Below are 21,786 nucleotides of genomic sequence, written 5' to 3'. Positions count from 1 at the left end.
TACATAGAAGGGATTTGAACATTATATTAATATTACGCCGGGGGTGACGAAATGTTATTTTTTCTGAAGAAATGGAACGAATTAAAAGATGTGAAAGCAGAATTGGCACTTCGCGATTGGTTTTATGGTACAAAAATTAGTTTATCGATGTGTACGTCAAAAGAGCCATTAACATTTTTAGTGAATGTAGAGGGAAGAGATAAAGGGGTATTTTCTGAAGAAGATTTTATTGTCGTAAATTGCATGTGTGAGCCAGTATTTGAAAACGAAGAAAAACCAGCTACAGAGTCATTTATGCATGCGGATATTTATAAAAAAAGTAGTGCAGAATGCATTTTACAAGTACAGACTGTAGATAGTCATTTAATGTCAGAGCTATATGGGAAAGAAGGAGAAGTAACATTCGAAAAACGTAGTGTGGAACGTGTTTTTGGAAAAGATGGTATTACAGAAATGACAATTCCAATTGTAGAAGATGAAAAAAAATTCGCTAATTTATTAGAAAATAATGTTCCAAATTTTATTGAAGGTGGAGGAGTAGTCCTTGTTCATAATTACGGAATGATCGTGTGGGGGAAAACCCCAGAAGAAGCGAAAAAATGGTTGGAAGGTATAGAGTATTTAATGAACTATCACGTAAAGCTTTTAATGATAAAAGGGGCAAAAAGTTCTGTTATATAAAGATGTATTCACAGAGATTACCATTCCATAAAAATGAAAGCGTTTTAAAAGAAAATTTCACTCATAAAATATAGGTCTCCTTATTATATATAGATTACATGTTGACATGTAAGGAGGAACATATTTTGCGAGTTAAATATCATTTTCTGCCAAAACAGCAGGTGACATTTTGCAAAACGAATGATTCTGGTGAAAAGGCGTTACAAATTATGAATGAAACGGGATTTCGCGCAATCCCTGTATTAGCAGAGAATGAGAAGGAATTCACGGGGATTATTTATAAAGTAGATCTTTTAGAAAAGAAGTGTAATAGCAGATTAGAGGATGTAAGTACAGAAGATGTACTGGAAAATCCAAATTCGTTTATTTTTGAAAAGGATTCTTTTTTTAGAGCTTTTTACGTTATTCGTCGTCTCCCATTTTTAGCGGTTTTAAATGAGTATAATGAATTTGTCGGCATTTTAACACATTCTAATGTATTTGATGTTATTGAGGATTCGTTCGGTATGCGGACGGGTGGTTATATATTAACAATTGCAACACAAGATTGTAAGGGAACGATTAAAGAGCTTGGGACATTATTAAAAGCATATAATATCGGTGGACTGTTTACGCTTGATAACGGTGATCAATATATTCGCCGTGTTATCGTAAATATATCGGATGAGTTAAATGAAAAAAAATTAAAGCAATTAATTGAAAAGATAGAGAAAAAGGGATTCAGGGTGAGTCATGTAGATTATATTTAAGTTGAAAAGGAAAGGTACCTATCTGCCATATGTAGATAGGTACCTTTTTTAGTGCGAGAAATGAATCTTATTTTGAAACAGAAGGTGGAGACAATGCTAAATCAGATAAAAAAATAAAGTCTGCATGCTCACGAATTTTAGGAATAGAAGTTTCTATAACACGTGATGTAATTTCACCTGGAGCCCCAACATGTCCGATAGCTACCATAATGGGGTTGTCTTGGATTTTTTTAATGAGTAATTGTGCTTGTTTTGAAATGTGATTTACCGTATATACATCATCAAAAAATAATTGGTTTTCAATAATAGGCACGCCTAACTCTTTACCGATTTTTGGGACAACACTATTAGGGTTTGTTTTACTATCTAAATAAAATAAACCGTGTTTTTTACAGGCAGAAAGTATAAGACGTACAATCCTTTCATCAGCGGTTACTTTTGATCCCATATGATTGTTCATTCCTATTGCATGAGGTATTTCTTGAATTGCTTGTTCGAGTCGGTTGTTTATTTCTTCATCGCTTAAATCTGTTGTAATCGCTTTTGGTCCAAGCCACTCTTTTTTTCCTCTAATTGGTTCCATTGGCATATGTATAATAACTTCATGCCCTTTTTTATGGGCAGCTATTGCATCTTGTTTAGTAGAAGGAAGAAATGGCATAACAGCAACAGTGAGTGGAATAGGAAGTGATAACATCTTATCTGTGCCTTTCATATTATTGCCGAAATCATCGATGACAATAGCAACTTTATTCGTATGAGCGTTTGCTTGAATAGGAAAGAGGAAGAAGGGTATGAACAGGGTGAAGATGAGAAATGTAATAGTATATTTGCGCATATAAATATTTCCTTTCTATTTTATCCCGCTATTTGCGGGCAGTAAGACTCCCACCTCAAAATTTGGCTGGAGTAAAAAAGTTAGGTGGAAGATCCACTGCCCGTAAACGCCCGATTGGTGAAGGCAAATAATTAGTGGGGGATGGACAAAACCCCCACTGATTAAAGTTCACTTTATCAATCATCATTATGTTTTGCGTTTTTACATAAATTAAACAAAAAATGTCGAAGAAAAGTACATTGAAAATAGAGAACCCACTGTTTACTGAGTATTTACAAAAAAGAAGATGAAAAAAATGTCTATTATTGCGAATGTATTTACAAAGATAGAATAATTTGTAATAATTCTCAAAGTGAGGGTAAAGATTTGTAAATTACAGGGGGAAAATGTTAAATTTTCTGATTCTTCAAATTCAAATAGGGTTAAGTGTTTAAAGGGCTAAAGTAGAAGAGGCGTTGAGAGTATGGAAGAAAAATAAGGGGGATATGGATGTTTACTGTAAAAAGGAAGTACACATTAGAAAAGCTTTCGCATGATATTCATATGAAACGTGAAGAAATGATTCATTTAGGATTAACAAGTGGGTTAAATAGTATGGAGACAATTCAAGTTAGCCAAGAATTGGACAAGCTTATCGTACAGTATCAGCGTTACAAAGAAAAACAAACACCGAAATGGTTTTCAATTATAAAGGTTCCTATTTTTCAAATTGGGTATGAAGGGAAATCGAACAATTTTTGGAGAATGTTTGTAGCTGGTTTTATGAAATAAGTATAATTACCCTTTTAGGATAATTATACTATGTGTAATGGAATCTCTATATGAACTGTCGTTCCTGTGTTTTCTTTACTATCAATAAATATATGCCCGTTGTACATCTCTACAATTCGTTTACATATAACAAGCCCAAGACCTGTTCCAGTATCTTTATTAGTAAAGAACGGATGAAAGAGGTGTTTTTGAATATGTTTTGGAATCCCTTTTCCAGTATCAATAATTTGCAATTGTGCGTGTTTTTCGTTGTTTGTTACTACAATGGTTAATGTATCACCAGAAGCCATAGCTTCAATTGCATTTTTTGTAATGTTTAAAACCACTTGTTTCATATGGTCTTTTGAGCAACGTATATGAACAGGGTGGTCTGGCAAATGTAAATGAAATACAATGTTATGTAGATTCGCCTCAGATTGAATAATCAATGCTACCTCATTTAGAATAGTTCTCACATCATACGTTTGTTCAATAATAGCAGTTGGCTTTCCAAGAATAAGGAATTCACTTACAATTTCATTAATTCTCTCTATTTCTTGTTCGATGATGGAAAAGTAGAACTGATCCTGTTCATCTTTATACTTCTCTTTTAATAGCGCAACGAGTCCTTTAATTCCCGTAAGAGGATTGCGGATTTCATGGGCTGTACTCGCTGCAAAAGTTCCAACCAATTCAATTTTTTGCAGTTCATTTTGTTGTCTTTCCAGTTTTGTTTGCCGTTTTAATAACATATATTGAGCGAGTAAATATAAAATAGACATTAAAAATAAAGTAGCTATGCACTCTATTGCGACCCACTGGTATAAAGTTTGCTTGTGGATAGGCAATGGAGAAACAGAGACCTTCCAATTTAATCTTTGGAGTGGGGTAGTAAGCATGTTAGAATGATCATCGCTTGTTTCATTATTGTCATCGGTTAGAAAAACTACATCATGTTTATCAGTTACTTCGAAATGGTATTGTGGTTTAATAGCATTTAAAGAAGATGAAATGTAGTCAAAGCGTAAACTTGCTAACAATAAGCCTGAGAGCTCCTTCTGTTTATTAAATATTGGAGAAGCGATCATAATAGCTTGATGTCCAAGGACGCGATCTGTAATGACGGATGATACAGTTGTTTTCTTAGTTTGTAATGCGTCTTGAATATACTTGCGGTCTGAGACGTCTACAGGACTTGATTCGCTTTCTGATGCGATGGTAATGATCCCTTCTGGTGTAGCGTAATATAGACCAGAAAAGCGCGCATCGTTTCCATCTGTATCATGCACAATTTGTTTAATCTCATTTATGTTACCAGTCTCGGTACCTACGACTTTTGCGAGCATTTCTAAGGCAGAAATTGCTTCACCAAGGTGATGATCTAAATAGTCTCTATATAAAAAGAGAACCGTATGAGCAGATAGTTTGTTTTCCTGCTTCATTTTATACGTATGATAGGAATAAAATGTAGCACCAATCCCTATCGTTGGTAGGATAACCAGCAATATATAAAAAACTATGCTTTGTAATTTGACTTTCACATGTGGTACTCCTTCTTTTTTTATTATCATTATATATAAACTATGTTAAAATTGTCATGTTTTTATTTAAGAATCATTCGTACATATGTTAGGGGAAAGGAAATGAGTGAGTGAATACTCATTCGGAAATTATACGAAGTACTACATTGTTTTTTCTTTTTATTGCTGAGAATTTAAGTGAAGGGTTGAAAGTTGTATGACATCAAATAATGAACGAGAAGATATTTCTCAATCTTTAAAAGTATTTATTGCATTATCTCGTGTACACCGTTCTGTTATGGATACTACAAATAAATCTATACAAAGTAACGGGTTAAATCCAACTGAATTTGCTGTATTAGAACTACTATATCATAAAGGAGGCCAACCACTTCAGCAAATTGGTGAGCGTATTTTAATAGCTAGTGGCAGCATTACATATGTTGTAGATAAGCTAGAAAAAAAAGGGCTTGTAAAGCGAATTCCATGTCCAAATGACAGACGTGTTATTTATGCACAATTAACGGAGTCTGGTGAGAGCTTTATTGCTTCTATTTTTCCAGGTCATGAGCAAGTTATACATCAGTCTTTTGAAATGTTAACGAAGGATGAGAAGGATGAATTACTTGATCTATTGAAAAAAATTGGAAAGTATGAAAAATGATGATATGTTCCAAAGGAGCTTTGGATAAAGAAATCCAAGGCTTTTTTGTGTGCATGTATTCGTGACATCATCTACCGTATTTTGCTGAAGAATAAGAGGAGATTTGTAAGTAAGCATTGAATTATAGTAATGATGCATATAATGGAGAGGGGGCTCGTTCATGTCATTTAAAGACTATGAATATAAACGGCCAAATATTGAAGAATTAAAAGAGAAGTTTACTGTTGCTTTAGAAAAGTTCGATAAGGCAAAAACGGTTGAAGAACAAAAACAAGTAATTAATTCAATTAATGAAATTCGTAATGATTTTGGTACAATGGGGAACCTTTGTTACATTCGCCATTCTGTTGATACGACAGATGCTTTTTATAAGGAAGAGCAAGATTTCTTTGATGAATATTCTCCAGTTGTACAAGGCTATGGAACGAAATATTATAAGGCGTTAATTAATTCTCCATTCCGTGAAGAATTAGAAGCGTATTATGGAAAGCAATTATTTGCTCTAGCTGAATGTGATTTAAAAACGTATTCAGATGAAGTAGTGAAAGATTTACAATTAGAGAATAAATTGTCTTCACAATATACACAGTTATTAGCATCTGCAAAAATTGACTTTGCAGGAGAAGAAAGAACATTATCGCAACTTATTCCGTTTATGCAAGGAAAAGAAAGAGGCGAACGTAAAGCAGCAAGTGAAGCATACTACGGATTTTTAGCTGAGAATGAGGAAGAGTTAGACCGTATTTATGATGAGCTTGTTAAAGTCAGAACGAAAATTGCAAAAACACTTGGTTTTAAAAACTTTGTTGAATTAGGATATGCGAGAATGTATCGTACAGATTATAATGCTGAAATGGTTGCGAACTATCGCCAGCAAGTATTAGATTATATCGTTCCGGTTGCAACAGAGTTAAGAAATAGACAAAAAGCACGCATTGGTGTAGAAAAGCTCGCTTATTATGATGAAAACTTTGAGTTTGCTACAGGTAACCCAACTCCAAAAGGTGATGCCGATTGGATTATTAATCACGGGAAAACGATGTATAAAGAATTATCAGCTGAAACAGATGAATTTTTTAATTTCATGCTAGATAATGATTTATTAGATTTAGTTGCGAAAAAAGGAAAAGCTGGTGGTGGATATTGTACATATATTGAGAATTATAAAGCGCCATTCATTTTCTCAAACTTTAATGGAACGTCTGGTGACATTGATGTACTAACACATGAAGCTGGTCATGCTTTCCAAGTATATGAAAGTCGTAAGTATGAAATTCCAGAATACAATTGGCCAACATATGAAGCGTGTGAAATCCATTCAATGAGTATGGAATTCTTTACATGGCCATGGATGAAGTTATTCTTTGAAGAAGATGCGGAAAAATATTATTTCTCACACTTAAGTTCAGCACTTCTATTTTTACCGTACGGTGTATCTGTAGACGAATATCAACATTATGTATATGAGAATCCAGAAGCATCGCCAGCAGAACGTAAGTCAGCATGGCGTAACATAGAGAAGAAATATTTACCACATCGTGATTATGAAGATAATGATTATTTAGAGCGTGGTGGTTTCTGGCAACGTCAAGGCCATATTTATAGCTCACCGTTCTATTATATTGACTACACGTTAGCTCAAATTTGTGCACTGCAATTTTGGAAACGTGCAAGAGATAATAGACAAGAGGCTTGGGAAGATTATGTGAATCTTTGTCAACAAGGTGGAAGTAAATCATTCTTAGAATTAGTAGAAGTTGCAAATTTAACATCACCATTCGCTGAAGGGTGTGTAAAAAGTGTGATTACAGAAATTGAAGCGTGGTTACGTGCTGTTGACGACACAAAATTGTAAAAAACATGCACTTTTTTCACATGTTTAACATCGACATAATGGAAAAATGATGAGATAATAAAAGAAAATTCAGAATTATTTTAGGGGTGTTTCTAATGGGGAGCACCCCTTTTCACCAACAAAAGGGGGGAAAGCACTATGCTTCAATCTAATATGGATGTTAGTTTAGAAACTTTAGTCCACTCATTACAGTCTACACGAAGCACGCTGTTATCAGAAATTGAAATGTTAAATGATACGGAGGTGAATGTAAAGCCACGCCGTGATAAATGGAGTATTATTCAAATTTTGCATCATTTGCATTTAGTTGAACAGTCTGTCACGTCGGCCCTTGTATATGCTTTACAGAAAAAAGAAAGAAAACTTGCTCCATTTAAAGACCTCCAACTTACGCTTGATCGCACACATAAACGGGAAGCTCCTCAACAAATGAAACCAACAGAAACATTAATGAAAAAGTTGCAAGGAATTCAATTACTAGAACATTCACGACAAGAATTATTACATGCACTGCATAGTGTGATAGATGAAAAAGAATTATTTGAAAATGGATTAAAACATCCTATTTTTAATGATTTGAATTTATATCAATGGGTTCAATTTCTGGATTTACATGAACAAAGACATCTTACACAGCTAAAAGAAGCGAAACATGCAATTTTACAGCGATAAAGTAAGGGGCATATCACTGATTATTAGTACGCACCAATCAGGCTGCCCTCAAATAGCGGGATAAAAGGAAAAGAAGCGGCGAACCGCTTCTTTTCCTTTTTTACTCATGCATAGTTTTATTTCTTATTTAGGAATACTACATGAAGAAGAGAAAAAGGAGTTGAAAAGTATGTCAAAGAAAAAGAGAGAAGAAGAGCGCGCCTGGAAAGCTCGGAAAGAAAATCAAAAGCCACATGGGAAAGTGAAAGCTTTTGCAGAATTAGTTGAAGGAACAGAAAAAACGTGATGAACTTCATCACGTTTTTTGTATGAGTGGGAAAGTTAATAAGAAAGTTGTACCGGTACCTTTTTCGCTTATAATATCAATCTTTCCATCCATTGCTTGAATGACACTGAAGACGACCATCATTCCGAGTCCGGTACCTTTTTCTTTTGTTGAGTAGAAAGGAGAACCGAGACGTTTCACTTGTTCGGAATCCATCCCTACACCAGTATCCTTTATATATAATTGTATAAATTTATGATCTGGCACTAATGTGAGAATGAGATCGCCGCCTTTTGGCATAGCTTCAATACAATTCTTTAAAATGTTTAATAAGCATTGGTTAAACTTTTGTTTTTCACCAGCAATAAAGAAAGCTGTACTTTGTTTTATATAATGTATGCGAACATTTGTTAAATTTGCAAGTGGTGTAATAAGAGATACGGCATGGAGTAACTCATTTTCTACTTGCAACTGTTGTTCTTTCTCAATACTTGGTTTTGCAAACGTTAAATAATCTGTAAGTACATGATTTGCCTGTTCAATACCATTGATGGCTATTTCCGTATATAGTTTTCGTTCCTTCTCAGAACATGTATCTGACTGTAAAAGTTGCAAAAATCCTTTCGTTGAAGTTAAAGGGTTGCGAATTTCATGAGAGATAGAAGCTGCCATTTCACCGATTAAATGAAATTTTTCAGCATTCATAAGTTCATTTTGGAGACGAACTTGCGTTTGCAATATGTGTAGCAAATATAAAATAAGGATTGTACCAAGCATCGTACATAGTTCGTACACGATAATATGTGGTATATAATCTGCTGTATTTGTCACCTCTGAAAGGAAAAATGGTATCCAGCCAAATCCGAATATGAGACTGTAAAAGATAGCGAGTGCTATTTTTATACGATTAGAACTTCGGTTAAACAGCTTGTATGTTAATAGTAGAACAATGAATAGTAGAACCGAAGCGATAAAGGATGGGAAAACACCTATTCCTCCTAATAAGAAGCGGTATATGTTTAATACAGCTAAGATGGAAGCACCGGCAATAGGACCTCCTGTTAATGTACCGACAATTAATACGATATGACGCATATCAAATTGAAATCCATAATTTGTTTTTGCTGCGAAAGTGATACATAGTATGGTAGCGAGGCAACATAATATAATAAATATAGCTGAATTTAATTTAGGAGAGCGTTTCCCTTTTTGATTCCAAAATAAATGATATACAAGCATTGTAACAAGGATGGATAATATATTTAAAAAGAGATAAATAATAAAGAGTTTCAGTGGGGTGCCTCCTCTCTTCTCACATTAAATCAATCATACTATAAAATGAAAGAAATGAAATATTAAATAGAGGAAAAAATCAGAAATTTTTTCTGATAGTATACAATATGTTACAATAATCTTTGTCAATGAAAGAAGAAATTCCGTGCACTGCATGGGAGAGGTTCGCGAACTCCCTCTATAAAAAACTATGGAAACAACAATATCCTTAGGTATTGTTTTGTTTTTTTATTGTGACAGTTCAAGAACGTTCTTTCTTCTTATTCGTAGTAGAGAAGGAGAATGAGTGAAATGAAAAAAGAAAAAGCAGTTGTTGTTTTTAGTGGTGGACAAGATAGTACAACATGTTTATTTTGGGCAATACAACAGTTTGCAGAAGTGGAAGCGGTAACGTTTAATTACAATCAACGTCATAAGTTAGAAATTGATTGTGCAGTGGAAATCGCGAAAGAGTTAGGAATTAAACATACGGTACTAGATATGAGTTTATTAAATCAACTTGCTCCAAATGCGTTAACGAGAACGGATATGGAGATTACACATGAAGAAGGTGAATTGCCATCAACATTTGTAGATGGACGAAATTTACTATTTTTATCATTTGCGGCTGTATTAGCAAAACAAGTTGGAGCACGTCATATTGTAACAGGTGTATGTGAAACTGATTTCAGTGGTTATCCAGATTGTCGTGACGTGTTTGTGAAATCATTAAACGTTACATTAAATTTATCTATGGATTATCCGTTTGTTATTCATACACCACTTATGTGGATTGATAAAGCAGAGACATGGAAATTATCTGATGAACTTGGAGCATTTGAGTTTGTTAGAGAAAAAACATTAACATGTTATAACGGAATCATTGGTGATGGTTGCGGTGAATGTCCAGCATGTCAACTTCGTAAAGCAGGATTAGATACGTATCTACAAGAACGCGAAGGAGCGAGCAACTAATGGATAACTTTTTTGGATTTCGCATCGTAGAAAATTTGCAAAAAATGGACAAGGATATTCAGCGTGAACAACTCAAATATCATAATAAAAGAGTAATGGTCAGCAAGGAATTTACATTTGATGCAGCGCACCATTTACACTGCTATGAAGGGAAATGTAAAAATTTACATGGACACACATATAAAGTCGTATTTGGAATTAGTGGATATGTAAATGAAATAGGCCTTGCAATTGACTTTGGAGATATAAAACAGATTTGGAAAAATGAAATAGAAATTTATTTAGATCATCGTTATTTAAACGAAACATTGCCAGAAATGAATACGACTGCTGAGAATATGGTCGTTTGGATTTATGAAAAGATGGCAGAAGCATTAACGAAAGATAATCGTGCGAACGAATACAAGGGAGCTCGTGTTGAATTTGTTCGTCTTTTTGAGACGCCGACTAGTTATGCGGAAGTAAGACGGGAGTGGATGCTCGATGAGTAAAATCCCGGTCTTAGAAATATTTGGTCCGACCATTCAAGGAGAAGGGATGGTTGTAGGACAAAAGACAATGTTTATCCGTACAGCGGGCTGTGATTATAGCTGTGCTTGGTGTGATTCTGCTTTTACATGGGATGGATCGGCCAAAGATCAAATTAAACAAATGACGCCGGAAGACATTTGGAATGAGCTTGTAGAAATTGGTGGAGAAAAATTTTCTCATGTTACGATTTCAGGTGGAAATCCTGTTTTGCTGAAAAATATGCAATTTCTTCTTTCTATATTAAAGGAGAATGGAATGCGAACAGCGGTAGAAACGCAAGGAAGTAAATGGCAAGATTGGTTGCTTCAAATTGATGAGGTAACGATTTCTCCAAAACCACCAAGTTCGGCAATGAAAACAGATTTTCAGATGTTAGATTCTGTTATTCATAAACTAGCAGGGAAAGATTTTAGTTTAAAAGTAGTTGTATTCGATGATCAAGATTTTGAATATGCAGTTAAGATGCACGAGCGTTATCCGAATGTACCATTTTTCTTACAAGTAGGGAATGATGATACGAAAACAGTGGATGATGCGGTGCTTATAAAAAAACTATTAGAAAAATATGAGTGGCTTATTGAAAAAGCTGTGAATTGTAAAGAAATGAATGATGCGAAAGTACTGCCTCAGCTTCATGCGTTAGTATGGGGAAATAAACGAGGGGTATAATGAGAAGGGATGTTTAAAATGGCAGGAAGATTAGATGAAGATTTAAAAGATGTAACGTTATTAGGAAATCAAAATACAAAATATTTATTTGAATATAGCCCGGAAATTTTAGAGGTATTTGATAATAACCATCCAAACCGTGATTACTTTGTAAAATTCAATTGTCCTGAATTTACAAGTTTATGTCCAAAAACAGGACAACCAGATTTTGCAACAATTTATATTAGCTACATTCCAGAACAAAGAATGGTAGAGAGTAAATCTTTAAAGCTATATTTATTCAGCTTCCGAAATCATGGTGACTTCCACGAAGATTGCATGAACGTTATTATGAATGATTTAATTAAATTAATGGATCCACGTTACATTGAAGTATGGGGGAAATTTACACCACGTGGTGGTATTTCAATCGATCCGTACTGCAATTATGGTCGCCCAGGAACGAAGTATGAACAAATGGCAGACTACCGCATGATGAACCATGATCTATATCCAGAAACAATTGATAATCGTTAATATATAATAGAGAGAAAGGATCTGTATAACATACAGATCCTTTCTCTCTATTATATTATGCATTTTGATTGATGACAGTATAGTTTTTATGACTTACAACTGTAAGAGGTTCCATATCTAGTTCTCTAAAATTCTCCATAATTGTTATATCAACAATAACAGAGTTTTGATTCACTTTTTGAACACGGCCTTGCATGCCACCTTTAAATTCGATGATATCTCCAGTTTCTGCGATCTGCATAAGCAACTCTCCTTGTTACAGTTTTCACCAAAAAAGAATAATTTGGGATTTTTTTATTTCCTCCTATTTTGAACTATATTTATTACTTTGTAAATGTTTCCAAAGCAAAAAACCGAAAAAAATTAACTTTTTGTAAGAAAATATGTAAAAAAATATTGTTTAGGAGAGGAATGATGAAAGTGCATACATCTTTATATAGGGGTATAATGAAAGACACAATAACCTACTAAAGTGGGATAAATTAGGGGCGGTAAAATGATGTTTGAAGTTGTGGGGAGCTTTATAGCGATTTTATTATTTTTATTTTCTTATATACAGTTGAAGAAAGTGCGTCATCATGAAACAACTACATATTTTGATGGACTGGATGGTGTGCACACATCGATAACACATGATAGTGGTGGGGATATATAACTTTCTTTTTATGCATGGTATGATGGCAATAAGAAATAGTACGTAATATAGTTCGTAAGTGATGAATGGGGAGTGGAAAGAATGCGAATTTCTTTTATTCGTCATGGTCGTTTGGACAGTACTATAGAGCCAATGACAATTATTTCATTTCGTGACTGGATGAAGCAATATGATTTAGGGACTACAGTAAAAGAAACTCCTATACCAATTGAAACAATTGAGGCGATTGAATCAGCGAAACTGGTTGTAACGAGTGATCAAAGGTGCGCTGTACAGTCAGCGGCTGAGTTATTGGATTCCCTATCTTTTGTGCAAAATCCTCTTTTTAGGGAAGCTGAAGTTCCAACAAGTTTTTATGCTCCAAAATGGTTGAAATGTAAACCGAATGTATGGATGTTTATTGGACGTACACGATGGATAGTTGGTTATAGTAAAGAGGTTGAGTCTTATAAGGAAGTACGAGAAAGAGCAAGGCAAGCCACTAATATGTTGCACCGCTATGCGCTCGTACATGGACATATTGCCCTTGTAGGTCATAGTTATTTTAATGCGATGCTTGGGACTGAACTGAGGGCAATGGGGTGGTCTGGTTCGCCTATTTTCCATAGGAAGCCATGGGGGTGTACAACGTATACATTTCATGAGGCGATGGATGGAAATGTATTAAATACAAAATTAATTTAAAAGAGGCTGTCCCTTTGGCAGCCTCTTTCTCTACATAACAAGTAAAAAAGAATTGTCCTTTTAAGATATAGAAACCAATGACCGTAATGTTTTTATTAGATGGGCATACGGTTCACCGACGAGCATAACGGTTTTATCTTCTTTGTAACCAAGTTTTTCATATAGTGAAAAAGCGCGTTTGTTTTCTAAATTAACAAGTAAGGCGATTTTTTCATGCCCTTTTTCAGTTGCATGAAGTTCAGCTGCATCGATTAATTTAGAGCCAATGCCACGTCCACTGTACATATTTGAAACTGACAACGTGTCAATATAATACTCATCAAGTTCAGCTTCTTTTTCTAACGTAATGGATTCGTCTTCATGTAGTTCTCTTAAGTAGTGTATGATTGGTGCATCAAGTTGTTCAGTGTCACTACCGTGATAAACGACAATAACCCCAACTACTTTTCCATCTTGTTCAGCCACTAAACAGTTTTCATAGCTCAATCGATTATTTTCTTTTGTGAACCATGTTTCAAGTCCTAGTATTACTTTTGCTTCAATTGTGCTACCTGTGATTTTTTCAGCAATTTCGTGCAGAGCGTCATACAGTAAAGGTGCTACTCCTACCGCATCTGTCTTTTTTGCTTTCCGAATCATAGTATCCCTCCTAGTTCTATGTGTATATTGTAGCATAAAATAAAATAACAAACAGTGGCGTATACAGAGTGTCAAAAAGTTTGATATAGAGAAGTAGCTATGTTAGTATATGATATTTAGTGCGAATATAATAAAGTGATATAGATATAAAAATAATGAAAGTGAATTACATAATAATAAAGGGATAATTTTACCGTTGTCGACCTATAGAAGATGCGATAAAATAAACTATTGCAGAGAGGTGAAATACATGGATAAACAATTAGCAAATACAATTTTGGATCAGCTGAAAAATGATGAAATAAAGGAGTATGTTGCGACAAAAGATGTATTTTATACGTTCAGAGAAGTTGTTGTAAATCGAGAAGATTTTAAACATATTATCGGGAACGCACAGCGCGGTGGACAGGTAATTTATACATATTCAGAAACACCACGTTCATAAATCGAAGATAAAGGAGAGGAGAATTATGGGAGATTTTAAACAAGGCATATTGCCACATTGGGATTATATGTGGAAAGATAGAGCTGGGAATAGGTTTATGGGAATGGTTATGTATCCAGAGAAACGAAAATGTTCAGCAAAAATGCTTCAGAAAATAAAAGGGGCGTATGAACAAGCAGTAGAAATTAAAGTAACGGTACAAGTTCAACATACATATCAGTACGTAGAAGGAATGATCGTATACTTTGATGAAGAAGCTCCTGTATGTACAATGCTCGATAAAGATGAGAATCCACATCATATATTTGTAAAAGATATTTTGCGTATTGAGCACCCTGAATAATTTTTTTCATAAATAAATTGAAGTTCCATAATAATAATCTTTTTCTATAATAGTTATCTTTTAGTATGTAACGAGGAACGAAAGAATATGTATAATATTTAATAAAGTAAAATTGATAAATGTAATCGTTTGTTAGAACAGATTATCGTTTAATATCTGTTCTTTTTTGCGTGATGCTGGAGAAATATATTACTCCAGCATTTACTGTTTTATGACAAAAAATATTGTTAACTTTTTTTAAAATAAGGTTAAATTCGTTGACAACTTTTTTGAAAAGCACTTTATTGACATGAGTTTTAGAATGTTGTTTCATAGTCTTTGTATTGAAAAAAATCGACGGTCATGTCGAAAAGTAAAAGTTAAAAAAAGAAAGAATTTATACATATATCTTGTGTCTTATTTTGAAACGTAATACAATATATAGAGAAATCAAGAAACGACATACAGAGAATATAGATTGGAGAGGGAGGGTCGGAAATGTTAGTTGCATATGATTCTATGACAGGAAACGTGAAGCGTTTCATTCACAAATTAAATATGCCGGCCGTTCAAATTGATGAAGCTCTAGTATTAGATGAAGACTTTATTCTTATTACGTATACAACAGGTTTTGGCAATGTACCGGAACGTGTTTTAGACTTTTTAGAACGCAATAATGAAAAATTAAAAGGCGTATCTGCAAGTGGCAATCGTAATTGGGGAGACATGTTTGGTGCAAGTGCTGACAAAATTTCTACTAAATATGAAGTGCCTATTGTATCAAAATTTGAGTTATCTGGAACAAATAATGATGTAGAATATTTTAAAGAAAGGGTGCGGGAGATTGCGACACATTGAACTGAATAATGAAATCACGCAAATGCAGGACGGTTTTTATCAGCTTCATAAAGATAAAGAGGCATTAGAAGTCTTTATGGAAGAAGCTAGAGAGAATACCGTTCCTTTTAATAGCGTGGCAGAGCGAATGGAGTATATGAAAGAACATGATTACTATTACAATGTTCTGGACGAGTATAGCTTGGAGGAAGTAGAAGAAGTATATAACATCGCTTATGGTGAAAACTTCGAATTCCAATCTTATATGGCAGCGTCTAAGTTCTACAAAGATTATGCGTTAAAAACGAATGATCAAAAACAATACTTAGAAAGCTATGAAGATCGTGTAGCAATTGTGTCATTATACTTAGGACGCGGTGATGTTGCGAAGGCAAAACAATTCGCAAGCATGATTGTAAAACAAAACTACCAACCGGCGACACCAACCTTTTTAAATGCGGGAAGAAGCAGAAGAGGAGAAATGGTGTCTTGTTTCTTGTTAGAGATGGACGATAGCTTAAATTCAATCGGCTTTAACATTAATACTGCAATGCAATTATCAAAAATTGGCGGGGGAGTAGCTTTAAACTTATCTAAGCTACGCGCACGTGGTGAGCAAATTAAAGGTATTGATAACGCTGCAAGTGGTGTAGTACCTGTTATGAAATTGCTTGAAGATTCGTTTTCATATGCGAATCAACTTGGCCAACGAAAAGGTGCCGGCGCAGTATACTTAAACATCTTCCATTGGGATATTATTGAATTCCTTGATACAAAAAAAATAAATGCCGACGAGAAGAGCCGTATTCAGTCTCTATCAATCGGAATTATCGTTCCAAGTAAGTTCTTTGAGCTTGCTGAGAAAAACGAACCTTTCCATGTTTTCGCGCCTTATACGGTGTTTAAAGAATATGGCAAGCATTTAGATGATATTGACATTGACGAAATGTACGATGAATTAATGAGCAATCCGAAAGTGAAGAAGAAGCCGCTAGATATTAGTGCACGTGATATGCTTATTAAAATTGCAATGATTCAGCTTGAGTCTGGTTACCCATACTTAATGTTTAAATCAAATGCAAATAACCAGCATCCACTGAAGGATATTGGAACTGTGAAGATGTCGAACTTGTGTTAAATATGTAGCACCTTCTAGTAGAAATGCTAGTCGAAAACTCCGTTAAACGGGGAAAGCCTCAAGTTTGAGGTAACCTACCGTGCTAAATCTTATCTTAGAATGAAAATAGAAAAGTTCAGAATGTATCTTATTATTTTGTATAGCAGAGTTATCGGACAACATAAAGTAATAAGAGACTTTCTGAAAGATTAAGATAAGTAAAAGCCTAACGACTATCCCTTATGGGAGTAGAGCGCAAGCGATTGGCGTTCGAAAAGCGGAGCACCTAACCAGGTAATGCTGTAGGTGATGATATAGTCTGTCCTGTATGGTGACATACAGCAGTTGCATGAGCAACGGACTGAGGAGTAGCGAACTCGGTTGAACATTCGAGACAGAAATCTTCCAGCTTCAAGAAACTTCTGAAATAAATGATTACGGTACAGAAGACATTATCCGTCGTGATATTAACTGTAACTTAGGATCGTTAAATATCGTAAACGTAATGGAAAATAAAGAAATTCGTGAAGCAGTTCATGCGGGAATGGAAGCTTTAACAGCTGTTTCTGATATGACGATCATTCCGAATGCCCCAACTGTTAAAAAAGCAAATGATGAGCTTCATTCAGTTGGACTTGGAGCAATGAACTTACACGGATATTTAGCAAAAAATAAAATCGGTTATGAAAGTGCAGAAGCGAAAGAATTCGCTCGTACATTCTTTATGATGTTAAATTACTACTCGATTGAGAAAAGTATGGAAATCGCTAAAGAAAAAGGCGAGACATTTAAAGACTTCGATAAGTCTGATTATGCAAACGGCACATACTTTGAAAAGTATGAAACGACAGATTACAGCCCAGTAACTGAAAAAGTTCAGCAATTATTTGAAGGAATTCATATTCCAACAAAAGAAGATTGGACAAGTTTAAAAGAGCAAGTACAGAAGAATGGTTTATACAACTCATATCGTCTTGCAATCGCTCCGACACAATCGATCAGTTACGTTCAAAATGCAACTTCAAGCGTAATGCCGATCGTAAGTCAAATTGAATCAAGAACGTATGCGAATGCGACAACATATTATCCAATGCCGTATCTATCAAAAGATACGTTCTGGTACTATAAATCTTCTTATGATATGAATCAGTTTAAATTAATTGATTTAATCGCAGAAGTTCAAGAACATATTGACCAAGGAATTAGTACAATTCTTTATGTTAATAGTGATATTTCAACACGTGAGTTAGCACGTTACTACATTTATGCACATAAAAAAGGCTTGAAGAGTCTTTATTATACGAGAACACGTAAATTAAGCGTGGAAGAGTGCGTGGCTTGTACCGTTTAATATAAAAAGTGAGACATTATGAGCAGGGTTTTTCTGAACCCTGCTCATGCTTAGTTATCAATTTTTTATGTTTATTTAGAGAAGGGGCGATTTAATGCGTGCGGTAAACTGGAACAAAAAAGAAGATGATTTTAGTTTAATGTTTTGGAAGCAAAACATCGCTCAGTTTTGGACAGAAGAAGAAATCGCAGTGTCTTCTGACAAAAATACTTGGGCACAATTATCAAAAGAAGAGCAAATTGCTTATAAGCGTGTATTAGGTGGTTTAACACTTTTAGATACGAAACAAGGCGGCGAAGGGATGCCACTTGTACTTGTTCATCTTGAAAATTTACAAGCGAAAAGTGTATTAGCTTTCATGGGCGCTATGGAAGAAGTACATGCGAAGAGTTACAGTCATATTTTCACAACATTAGCTACTGAAGAAGAAATTGATGATATTTTTGAATGGGTAGATAACCATCCATTACTTGAGAAAAAAGCTGGTATTGTTACTAGTTACTATCGTCGTTTATTAAAGCCTGAAGTAACGAAAAAAGAGTTATACATGGCAATGGTAGCAAGTGTGTTCTTAGAAAGTTACTTATTCTATAGTGGGTTCTTCTATCCACTTTACTTAGCAGGTCAAGGCAAATTGACGGCAAGTGGTGAGATTATTAACTTAATAATTCGTGACGAGTCAATTCACGGCGTATTCGTTGGTATTTTAGCACAACAAATCTTCACAGAACTGTCTGCAGAAGAGCAACAAGAAGTACAAGCGGAAACGCAAGAGTTATTAATGGAACTGTATGAAATTGAATTGGCATATACAGAAGAAATTTACACTTCTATCGGTCTTGTAGAGGATGTAAATCGTTTCGTCCGTTACAATGCGAATAAAGGACTTATGAACTTAGGACTTGAGCCGAAGTTTGAGGAAGAAGAAATTAACCCAATCGTTTTAAATGGTTTACGTACAGATACGAAAAACCATGACTTCTTCTCTGTAAAAGGGAATGGTTACGTAAAAGCAACGAATGTTGAAAAGTTAGCAGACGATGACTTCGTATTCAATTTTTAATATAGTGTTATAGAAAAAGCTGTCTTTATAGAAAAGACAGCTTTTTTGCTATGAATGGTTTACATAATGTTATTATTTCATGGAAATATTTTAATCTTGTAAAAGCCCAATTTGTAAGGAAGTGGTAATCAAGAAAAAACACGGATTAAGGTTTTATTTTCATATTTAGTCGTATGAGAGATTGAATAACTTATGTCAAAATGAATAAAAAATGAGAAGAAATGAGGCCCAATTTCACCTATACGTTCTTTTTAATACTGAATTTTTAAACTCTAGAAATTTTGGCTTAAAAATTGCATGAATATTTAAAAAGTAGCGAAAAGGGAGGTAATACTCGGTGTGATATACAGTTGTTTGAAAACGCTTCCTTTTAACTGTCGATTTTTAAATGGAAATTAGATAGAGAAAGTAGGAGGAATGATAGGTGGGGAAAGTAGTTGGTTTAAAACGTTCATTAGGGCTTTGGTCAATTGTTATGCTAGGGGTCGGGTATATGACACCGATGGTTGGGTTTGATACATTTGGAATCGTTTCTGAAAAAACGGGTGGTCATGTTCCAGGAGCTTATCTTATTGCATTAGCGGGGATGTTGTTTACCGCTGCAAGCTACGGCAAAATGGTAAAGGCTTTTCCTACCGCAGGATCTGCTTATACGTATACACAGAAGACAATTAGTGCAAGGCTTGGGTTTCTTGTTGGATGGTCCGCGTTATTGGATTATTTGTTTCTACCAATGGTGAACGCACTATTAACGAGAATTTATATGTCAGCATTTTTCCCAAGTGTTCCTAGTTGGGTATGGGTCATTGGCTTTGTTCTCCTTGTTACATTAATAAATATGATTAGCGTAAATGTTACTGCTAATTTCAATACGTTCTTAGTAATATTTCAAGTGTTAGTAATGGCCGTATTTGTTTTTCTAGTTATAAAAGGCTTATTAGCGGGAGAGGGAACAGGAGAAGTTTTTTCCATTCAGCCGTTTTTTCAATCAGATATACAAATATCACCGTTAGTTGCAGGTGCAACAATTCTTTGTTTCTCATTTTTAGGTTTTGATGCAGTAACTACATTTTCAGAAGAGACACCAAACGCCAAGAAAACAATTCCTCGAGCTATTTTTCTTACTGCTTTAATCGGCGGAGTTTTATTCATTACTACAACGTATTTTACACAATCTATTTTTCCAGATACATCTGTATTTAAAAATCAAGAATCAGCATCTCCAGAAATTGCGCTATATGTTGGTGGGAAATTATTTCAAGCTTTCTTTTTAGTAGGAACCCTTATGGGGACACTTGCGTCTGGTTTAGCTTCTCATACAAGTGTATCCAGGTTATTATACGTAATGGGGCGAGATAATGTAATTCCGAAAAAAATATTCGGGTACATTCATCCTCGCTGGCGAACTCCAGTATATAATATTATTTTTGTAGGAATTATTTCGCTCTTCGCTATATTCATTGATTTAGAAACAGCAGCATCTCTTATTAACTTTGGAGCACTGATTGCATTTACATTTGTTAATTTGTCTGTAATTTCTTACTATATAATCAAACAAAAAAAATATAAAACGATAAAAGATTTCTTAAATTATCTAGTTATGCCTATTTTGGGTGCTGCTACTGTAGCGGTACTATGGTTTAACCTCAATATCCATTCACTTATTTTGGGACTTGGCTGGGCTGCTATCGGAATTGGGTACCTCCTATATATTACGAACATGTTTCGTTCAGCTCCTCCGCAAATGCATTTTGAAGAAGTACAGGAAATATAAAAGAGCAAAAGACATCGGGAATGGATCCGATGTCTTTTGCTTTGAAGATCATGTAACCAATGCAGTATTGCATAATTCATTCAACGATTCATAAGAAAGAGGGGCAAGTCTAGAGAGGATGGCTGATAAATGATGGTCAATATGGTATTTTCATTTGGCACAATTATTGCTTTGTACAATTAGTAAAAATATAAAAGCGGGGTGTTATTGTCGTAATCCAAGCAGAAAACATAATACAGTTGAACTTGAAAATCATTTCATTGAAGGTGGTTGCAAAGTTGTAGGAATAGCACGTCTAATATGCTAGTTGCATTTTTAACCTAAAGGAGGGCTTAAATGAAACTGGATATTTTATTAGAAGAAGTGGAGAGACAACAAATCGGCTATTATTGCATTTTATCGAATAGTCATCGTTACGATATAGCTGTTACGTATTCGCAACAGTTTCTTGGAAAAGCAATGGTTACCTCAATTCAAAATGGGAGAATGGTTTTATTAAGTCAAGAAGATATTGGAGAGGAACAATATTGGGCACCAAGGCTAGGAATTGAGGTAGAAGATATAGAAGAGCTTCAAAGCTTTTTCTATATGATTCTTCAGTCACAAAGGTTAGAAGAACAATATTAATAGAATAAGAGAAAGGGATGATTGATTGTGTATTATGATATTATTACGAGTCCGTGTTATGGAATAATTGAAAAAGTGTCTATTAATAAGGATTCACGAATTTATGAATGGGAGCCATTATTCTCTATTAAAGATATGAATGGTAAACTGGAAGTAATTAAGATGGGATGTAGTGGAGAAGTTCAATCTTTAGAAGTAGAGGCAGGAGATAAAGTAATTCCAGGTATGGTATTAGCTTATATTCAAGAAGATCTTTTCGTTAGTGGTAGTGATTAAAGATAGAACAATGAGGAAGATGGAGGCGTTCATCTTCCT

General features: G+C 34.6%; 26 protein-coding genes, 1 pseudogene and 1 riboswitch. Of the genes and pseudogenes, 22 read left to right on the top strand and 5 right to left on the bottom strand.

From position 1 onward, the window contains the following. Positions 1 to 51 precede the first annotated feature (51 nt). Together QCI75_RS20250 and cbpA are read left to right on the top strand one after the other, a co-directional pair. Positions 52 to 681 carry a class II aldolase/adducin family protein gene (locus QCI75_RS20250; protein WP_098778423.1) on the top strand — a complete coding sequence of 210 codons (630 nt, stop codon included), beginning with the start codon at positions 52 to 54 and terminating at the stop codon, positions 679 to 681. 125 nt (positions 682 to 806) lie between these two features. Beyond that, on the top strand, positions 807 to 1,430 hold the full coding sequence (gene cbpA, locus QCI75_RS20245; protein ID WP_002140932.1) for a cyclic di-AMP binding protein CbpA: 624 nt from the start codon (positions 807 to 809) through the stop codon (positions 1,428 to 1,430). 67 nt (positions 1,431 to 1,497) lie between these two features. On the opposite strand, the gene QCI75_RS20240 is transcribed toward cbpA, so the two are convergent. Continuing rightward, positions 1,498 to 2,268 carry a divergent polysaccharide deacetylase family protein gene (locus tag QCI75_RS20240; RefSeq protein ID WP_144508179.1) on the bottom strand — a complete coding sequence of 257 codons (771 nt, stop codon included), beginning with the start codon at positions 2,266 to 2,268 and terminating at the stop codon, positions 1,498 to 1,500. Between the two features lie 489 nt (positions 2,269 to 2,757). Here QCI75_RS20240 and QCI75_RS20235 point away from each other — a divergent pair, with 489 nt between their 5' ends. Beyond that, positions 2,758 to 3,039 carry an aspartyl-phosphate phosphatase Spo0E family protein gene (locus QCI75_RS20235; RefSeq protein WP_002011543.1) on the top strand — a complete coding sequence of 94 codons (282 nt, stop codon included), beginning with the start codon at positions 2,758 to 2,760 and terminating at the stop codon, positions 3,037 to 3,039. 23 nt (positions 3,040 to 3,062) lie between these two features. Here QCI75_RS20235 and QCI75_RS20230 read toward each other — a convergent pair whose 3' ends face one another. Then, positions 3,063 to 4,559: a DUF3149 domain-containing protein gene (locus QCI75_RS20230; protein ID WP_144508181.1), complete on the bottom strand. Its 1,497-nt coding sequence runs from the start codon at positions 4,557 to 4,559 to the stop codon at positions 3,063 to 3,065. A gap of 196 nt (positions 4,560 to 4,755) precedes the next feature. Here QCI75_RS20230 and QCI75_RS20225 point away from each other — a divergent pair, with 196 nt between their 5' ends. The 4 genes from QCI75_RS20225 (at position 4,756) to QCI75_RS20210 (ending at position 8,015) form a co-directional block, all read left to right on the top strand. Next, complete coding sequence (locus QCI75_RS20225; RefSeq protein ID WP_000203343.1) at positions 4,756 to 5,202, top strand: MarR family winged helix-turn-helix transcriptional regulator; 447 nt, start codon at positions 4,756 to 4,758, stop codon at positions 5,200 to 5,202. Positions 5,203 to 5,362: 160 nt separating this feature from the next. Further along, positions 5,363 to 7,057: a M3 family oligoendopeptidase gene (locus tag QCI75_RS20220; RefSeq protein WP_144506231.1), complete on the top strand. Its 1,695-nt coding sequence runs from the start codon at positions 5,363 to 5,365 to the stop codon at positions 7,055 to 7,057. Between the two features lie 138 nt (positions 7,058 to 7,195). Beyond that, the gene (locus tag QCI75_RS20215; protein WP_002030551.1) at positions 7,196 to 7,729 is read left to right on the top strand and encodes a DinB family protein; all 534 of its coding nucleotides are present in this window, start codon (positions 7,196 to 7,198) and stop codon (positions 7,727 to 7,729) included. 169 nt (positions 7,730 to 7,898) lie between these two features. After that, positions 7,899 to 8,015, top strand: coding sequence for a DUF6254 family protein (locus QCI75_RS20210; protein ID WP_000038354.1), 117 nt, complete (start codon positions 7,899 to 7,901; stop codon positions 8,013 to 8,015). Between the two features lie 9 nt (positions 8,016 to 8,024). On the opposite strand, the gene QCI75_RS20205 is transcribed toward QCI75_RS20210, so the two are convergent. After that, positions 8,025 to 9,233, bottom strand: a complete 1,209-nt coding sequence (locus QCI75_RS20205; RefSeq protein WP_353761069.1) for an ATP-binding protein — start codon at positions 9,231 to 9,233, stop codon at positions 8,025 to 8,027. Between the two features lie 208 nt (positions 9,234 to 9,441). Further along, positions 9,442 to 9,485: riboswitch (PreQ1 riboswitch) on the top strand. A 93-nt stretch (positions 9,486 to 9,578) separates the two neighbouring features. Between QCI75_RS20205 and queC the strand changes: the two genes are divergently transcribed. Genes queC through queF form a run of 4 tightly spaced genes read left to right on the top strand, consistent with a single transcriptional unit; the run spans position 9,579 to position 11,957 of the window. Continuing rightward, entirely contained in the window at positions 9,579 to 10,241 is a 663-nt protein-coding gene (gene queC / locus QCI75_RS20200; protein ID WP_002158728.1) for a 7-cyano-7-deazaguanine synthase QueC, read from the top strand. Further along, a complete protein-coding gene (queD, locus tag QCI75_RS20195) occupies positions 10,241 to 10,732 on the top strand; it encodes a 6-carboxytetrahydropterin synthase QueD (protein WP_144506229.1) in 492 nt (163 codons plus the stop codon). The genes queC and queD overlap by 1 nt, the downstream gene beginning before the upstream one ends. Beyond that, positions 10,725 to 11,441 carry a 7-carboxy-7-deazaguanine synthase QueE gene (gene queE / locus QCI75_RS20190; protein WP_144506228.1) on the top strand — a complete coding sequence of 239 codons (717 nt, stop codon included), beginning with the start codon at positions 10,725 to 10,727 and terminating at the stop codon, positions 11,439 to 11,441. The genes queD and queE overlap by 8 nt, the downstream gene beginning before the upstream one ends. Positions 11,442 to 11,459: 18 nt before the next feature. Beyond that, the gene (queF, locus tag QCI75_RS20185; protein ID WP_000918895.1) at positions 11,460 to 11,957 is read left to right on the top strand and encodes a preQ(1) synthase; all 498 of its coding nucleotides are present in this window, start codon (positions 11,460 to 11,462) and stop codon (positions 11,955 to 11,957) included. A 55-nt stretch (positions 11,958 to 12,012) separates the two neighbouring features. Here the strand turns inward: queF and QCI75_RS20180 are convergent, their stop codons facing one another. After that, a complete protein-coding gene (locus QCI75_RS20180; RefSeq protein WP_001165081.1) occupies positions 12,013 to 12,198 on the bottom strand; it encodes a YkvS family protein in 186 nt (61 codons plus the stop codon). A gap of 258 nt (positions 12,199 to 12,456) precedes the next feature. Here QCI75_RS20180 and QCI75_RS20175 point away from each other — a divergent pair, with 258 nt between their 5' ends. Further along, on the top strand, positions 12,457 to 12,612 hold the full coding sequence (locus QCI75_RS20175) for a hypothetical protein (protein WP_002201239.1): 156 nt from the start codon (positions 12,457 to 12,459) through the stop codon (positions 12,610 to 12,612). 81 nt (positions 12,613 to 12,693) lie between these two features. Continuing rightward, a complete protein-coding gene (locus QCI75_RS20170) occupies positions 12,694 to 13,296 on the top strand; it encodes a histidine phosphatase family protein (RefSeq protein ID WP_144506227.1) in 603 nt (200 codons plus the stop codon). 60 nt (positions 13,297 to 13,356) lie between these two features. Here the strand turns inward: QCI75_RS20170 and QCI75_RS20165 are convergent, their stop codons facing one another. Continuing rightward, positions 13,357 to 13,935, bottom strand: coding sequence for a GNAT family N-acetyltransferase (locus QCI75_RS20165; RefSeq protein WP_144506226.1), 579 nt, complete (start codon positions 13,933 to 13,935; stop codon positions 13,357 to 13,359). 250 nt (positions 13,936 to 14,185) lie between these two features. Here QCI75_RS20165 and QCI75_RS20160 point away from each other — a divergent pair, with 250 nt between their 5' ends. The 9 genes and pseudogenes from QCI75_RS20160 to QCI75_RS20120 all read left to right on the top strand — a co-directional run bounded on the left by QCI75_RS20160 (position 14,186) and on the right by QCI75_RS20120 (position 21,747). After that, positions 14,186 to 14,380 carry a hypothetical protein gene (locus QCI75_RS20160; protein WP_002011514.1) on the top strand — a complete coding sequence of 65 codons (195 nt, stop codon included), beginning with the start codon at positions 14,186 to 14,188 and terminating at the stop codon, positions 14,378 to 14,380. A gap of 25 nt (positions 14,381 to 14,405) precedes the next feature. Continuing rightward, positions 14,406 to 14,723 carry a hypothetical protein gene (locus QCI75_RS20155; RefSeq protein WP_144506225.1) on the top strand — a complete coding sequence of 106 codons (318 nt, stop codon included), beginning with the start codon at positions 14,406 to 14,408 and terminating at the stop codon, positions 14,721 to 14,723. Positions 14,724 to 15,200: 477 nt separating this feature from the next. Continuing rightward, a complete protein-coding gene (gene nrdI / locus QCI75_RS20150) occupies positions 15,201 to 15,560 on the top strand; it encodes a class Ib ribonucleoside-diphosphate reductase assembly flavoprotein NrdI (protein WP_000959445.1) in 360 nt (119 codons plus the stop codon). Then, a pseudogene (locus tag QCI75_RS20145) lies at positions 15,547 to 16,674 on the top strand (ribonucleotide reductase N-terminal alpha domain-containing protein); the annotation flags it as partial. The gene nrdI and the pseudogene QCI75_RS20145, both read left to right, overlap by 14 nt. A gap of 382 nt (positions 16,675 to 17,056) precedes the next feature. Further along, entirely contained in the window at positions 17,057 to 18,007 is a 951-nt protein-coding gene (locus tag QCI75_RS20140) for a ribonucleotide reductase large subunit (RefSeq protein ID WP_337692285.1), read from the top strand. A gap of 94 nt (positions 18,008 to 18,101) precedes the next feature. Beyond that, on the top strand, positions 18,102 to 19,070 hold the full coding sequence (nrdF, locus tag QCI75_RS20135) for a class 1b ribonucleoside-diphosphate reductase subunit beta (RefSeq protein ID WP_078175596.1): 969 nt from the start codon (positions 18,102 to 18,104) through the stop codon (positions 19,068 to 19,070). A gap of 424 nt (positions 19,071 to 19,494) precedes the next feature. Continuing rightward, on the top strand, positions 19,495 to 20,844 hold the full coding sequence (locus QCI75_RS20130) for an APC family permease (RefSeq protein WP_144506224.1): 1,350 nt from the start codon (positions 19,495 to 19,497) through the stop codon (positions 20,842 to 20,844). A 336-nt stretch (positions 20,845 to 21,180) separates the two neighbouring features. Next, entirely contained in the window at positions 21,181 to 21,471 is a 291-nt protein-coding gene (locus QCI75_RS20125) for an SAV0927 family protein (RefSeq protein ID WP_002149603.1), read from the top strand. Positions 21,472 to 21,498: 27 nt separating this feature from the next. Beyond that, entirely contained in the window at positions 21,499 to 21,747 is a 249-nt protein-coding gene (locus tag QCI75_RS20120; protein ID WP_002149602.1) for a biotin/lipoyl attachment domain-containing protein, read from the top strand. Positions 21,748 to 21,786: the final 39 nt, after the last annotated feature.

The organism is Bacillus cereus group sp. RP43 (genome assembly GCF_040459645.1).
GTDB classification, from domain to species: domain Bacteria; phylum Bacillota; class Bacilli; order Bacillales; family Bacillaceae_G; genus Bacillus_A; species Bacillus_A mycoides_C.
The sequence above is the reverse complement of the archived record's forward strand: the minus strand, read 5'-3'. Positions and strand labels throughout refer to the sequence as shown.

Excerpts from the sequence above, each read along its gene's own strand:
- QCI75_RS20175 (WP_002201239.1), top strand. The coding sequence starts at position 12,457 with ATGTTTGAAGTTGTGGGGAGCTTTATAGCGATTTTATTATTTTTATTT.
- queF (WP_000918895.1), top strand. The coding sequence starts at position 11,460 with ATGGCAGGAAGATTAGATGAAGATTTAAAAGATGTAACGTTATTAGGA.
- queD (WP_144506229.1), top strand. The coding sequence starts at position 10,241 with ATGGATAACTTTTTTGGATTTCGCATCGTAGAAAATTTGCAAAAAATG.
- QCI75_RS20215 (WP_002030551.1), top strand. The coding sequence starts at position 7,196 with ATGCTTCAATCTAATATGGATGTTAGTTTAGAAACTTTAGTCCACTCA.
- QCI75_RS20210 (WP_000038354.1), top strand. The coding sequence starts at position 7,899 with ATGTCAAAGAAAAAGAGAGAAGAAGAGCGCGCCTGGAAAGCTCGGAAA.
- QCI75_RS20250 (WP_098778423.1), top strand. The coding sequence starts at position 52 with ATGTTATTTTTTCTGAAGAAATGGAACGAATTAAAAGATGTGAAAGCA.
- QCI75_RS20170 (WP_144506227.1), top strand. The coding sequence starts at position 12,694 with ATGCGAATTTCTTTTATTCGTCATGGTCGTTTGGACAGTACTATAGAG.
- queC (WP_002158728.1), top strand. The coding sequence starts at position 9,579 with ATGAAAAAAGAAAAAGCAGTTGTTGTTTTTAGTGGTGGACAAGATAGT.
- QCI75_RS20225 (WP_000203343.1), top strand. The coding sequence starts at position 4,756 with ATGACATCAAATAATGAACGAGAAGATATTTCTCAATCTTTAAAAGTA.
- nrdF (WP_078175596.1), top strand. The coding sequence starts at position 18,102 with ATGCGTGCGGTAAACTGGAACAAAAAAGAAGATGATTTTAGTTTAATG.
- QCI75_RS20160 (WP_002011514.1), top strand. The coding sequence starts at position 14,186 with ATGGATAAACAATTAGCAAATACAATTTTGGATCAGCTGAAAAATGAT.
- QCI75_RS20155 (WP_144506225.1), top strand. The coding sequence starts at position 14,406 with ATGGGAGATTTTAAACAAGGCATATTGCCACATTGGGATTATATGTGG.
- QCI75_RS20180 (WP_001165081.1), bottom strand. The coding sequence starts at position 12,198 with ATGCAGATCGCAGAAACTGGAGATATCATCGAATTTAAAGGTGGCATG.
- QCI75_RS20165 (WP_144506226.1), bottom strand. The coding sequence starts at position 13,935 with ATGATTCGGAAAGCAAAAAAGACAGATGCGGTAGGAGTAGCACCTTTA.
- QCI75_RS20220 (WP_144506231.1), top strand. The coding sequence starts at position 5,363 with ATGTCATTTAAAGACTATGAATATAAACGGCCAAATATTGAAGAATTA.
- nrdI (WP_000959445.1), top strand. The coding sequence starts at position 15,201 with ATGTTAGTTGCATATGATTCTATGACAGGAAACGTGAAGCGTTTCATT.
- queE (WP_144506228.1), top strand. The coding sequence starts at position 10,725 with ATGAGTAAAATCCCGGTCTTAGAAATATTTGGTCCGACCATTCAAGGA.
- QCI75_RS20240 (WP_144508179.1), bottom strand. The coding sequence starts at position 2,268 with ATGCGCAAATATACTATTACATTTCTCATCTTCACCCTGTTCATACCC.
- QCI75_RS20235 (WP_002011543.1), top strand. The coding sequence starts at position 2,758 with ATGTTTACTGTAAAAAGGAAGTACACATTAGAAAAGCTTTCGCATGAT.
- QCI75_RS20205 (WP_353761069.1), bottom strand. The coding sequence starts at position 9,233 with ATGCTTGTATATCATTTATTTTGGAATCAAAAAGGGAAACGCTCTCCT.
- QCI75_RS20125 (WP_002149603.1), top strand. The coding sequence starts at position 21,181 with ATGAAACTGGATATTTTATTAGAAGAAGTGGAGAGACAACAAATCGGC.